The sequence below is a fragment of the Terrisporobacter muris genome, assembly GCF_024621905.1.
GTDB lineage: Bacteria > Bacillota > Clostridia > Peptostreptococcales > Peptostreptococcaceae > Terrisporobacter > Terrisporobacter muris.
Genome location: NZ_JANKBY010000473.1, coordinates 1 through 2,099, shown reverse-complemented (window position 1 = coordinate 2,099; position 2,099 = coordinate 1). Strand labels below are relative to the sequence as shown.

Below are 2,099 nucleotides of genomic sequence, written 5' to 3'. Positions count from 1 at the left end.
AATAAGAAATAATTTAAGGAGAATTAGAAATGAAGTTTATAGAATCATCATTTATTCCAAATAAAAAAATAAATTTAGCTTTAGTCGATAATAGAATCTCTGATAATATGAGTAAATATATAAGCAAACTAAATATAAATCTAATTAAAACTATAAAATGCGATGAAGCTTATGATGCCATAAGTTATCATCCTGACATATGTGTTATTAAATTGAATAATAATGATATTTTAGTAGCTCCAAATGTCTATGATTATTATAACAATAATTTAACACCTTTAGGATTCAATGTGATTAAAGGTAATTTACCTATAGATAACAAATACCCTAATAACGTTCAATATAATGTTGCTATATTAGGAAATAAAGCAATTCATAATTTTAAATATACAGATAGCATTTTGTTAGACTATATCGAAAAGAATAAAATGGAAAAAATAAATGTTAATCAGGGATATTGTAAGTGTTCAATCTGCATAGTTGATGAAAATTCAATTATTACTTCTGATGAAGGAATTTATAATGAAGTTATTAAACATAATATTGATTGTCTTTTAATTGAAAAGGGACATATAGATTTATTCGAATTGAACTATGGTTTTATTGGTGGATGTAGCGGCTTAATAAGTAAAGATACACTTGCATTCTTTGGAAGAATAGAAAATCATCCAAACTTCAAAGATATAGAAAAATTTTTATCAAAAAGAAATAAAAAAGTCCTATCTCTCAGCGATGAGAAGCTTACGGATTTAGGTTCTTTAATCCCATTAATTTAGTCTAAATAATTTTCATATTTTATACAATAAGCATGATAATTATTAATAAGAAAGGTATATTTTATCTATACCTTCCTTATTAATTAAATCTAATTTATATATGAACGATCTTTGTTGCTATTTTTTCGCCAAAAGAAGTATCATGCTCTACAAATAGCATAGTTGGTTTTTCATTTAACATTAACTCTTCTACTTGCATACGAGAAATAACATCTATAAAATTAAGGAGCTCATCCCAAATATATAACTCTGATTTTTTGCATACGCTTTTACTTATAAGTATTTACACATCGAAAAAAGCTATATTTAACTTATATTCAGATAAATGATTTACTTTGCCATTAATCTTATTCTTGATTTAAAGTAGTTTTAGGCATAATTAATAGAGTATTAATAAACAATCTGCAAAAAACTATTAAACTATTTATTTTGAATAAGATTATTTTCTCACTTTACCTGAACACTTTCATAATTTAATGTAATTATTATATAACCCTACTCATTGATAGTCAAATTTTATTTTCTATTTAGTTGTAAGATATTTGATTTTCGTTATATAATATATATAACAAGTACATTATAGTTTGGAGTGATAAAATGATATTAAATTTGGATTTTAACAGTGATGTTCCTATATATACACAAATTAAGGAACAAATCATAAAATCTATTGCCCGTGGTGATTTGAAAATAAATGAGTCTTTACCGTCTGTTAGAATAATGGCTGAGGAGATTGGTGTTAATCTTCATACTGTAAACAAATCATATAATTTGCTTAAAGATGAAGGCTATATAAATATTGATAGACGTAAAGGAGCAATAGTTAATACTCTTCCACTTGCTAAAAAAGAAGATAATATGGAAAAAATAAAATCTATGCTAGAACTTTTAACCGCGCAAAGTTATCTTTTAGGAATGACTAGAGAAGAGTTTTTAAATTGCAGTAATGAATTTTTTGACGGTTATGAGGTGAAACATTATGAATAGTACAATAGCAGTTATTATAAATCTTCCCATGTTACTACTTTTATATCTAATAATGTTTTTTACTCAAGCTCTAAGTGGAAAAAGACAGTTTTATGGGGTAAGTTTAAATAGCGATTATTTTAATAAGAAAGAGTTCAAATCCTTAGATAAAAAATTTAAAAGTCTTCTTACTATAGGATTTCTTATTTTTATAATAATAACATTAGTTTGTATTTATTCCTTTAAAGCTTATGAGATTGCATTTGTTCTTCCCATTTTAGGATTTTGCATATATGAGTTTTGTGTATTTATTTATGTTCACAACAAAGTAAAAGCTTTAAAGAAAGATTTGTCCTT

The 2,099-nt window shown here is 24.7% G+C and carries 2 protein-coding genes and 1 pseudogene; all 3 read left to right on the top strand.

The window, feature by feature from the left end:
• Nucleotides 1–29 precede the first annotated feature (29 nt).
• A complete protein-coding gene (locus tag NSA58_RS19355) occupies nt 30–776 on the top strand; it encodes a DUF6873 family GME fold protein (RefSeq protein ID WP_074079337.1) in 747 nt (248 codons plus the stop codon).
• A 597-nt stretch (nt 777–1,373) separates the two neighbouring features.
• Nucleotides 1,374–1,763, top strand: coding sequence for a GntR family transcriptional regulator (locus tag NSA58_RS19345; protein ID WP_039680940.1), 390 nt, complete (start codon nt 1,374–1,376; stop codon nt 1,761–1,763).
• Nucleotides 1,756–2,099: pseudogene (locus NSA58_RS19340) on the top strand (hypothetical protein); the annotation flags it as partial. The gene NSA58_RS19345 and the pseudogene NSA58_RS19340, both read left to right, overlap by 8 nt.

Excerpts from the sequence above, each read along its gene's own strand:
- NSA58_RS19355 (WP_074079337.1), top strand. The coding sequence starts at position 30 with ATGAAGTTTATAGAATCATCATTTATTCCAAATAAAAAAATAAATTTA.
- NSA58_RS19345 (WP_039680940.1), top strand. The coding sequence starts at position 1,374 with ATGATATTAAATTTGGATTTTAACAGTGATGTTCCTATATATACACAA.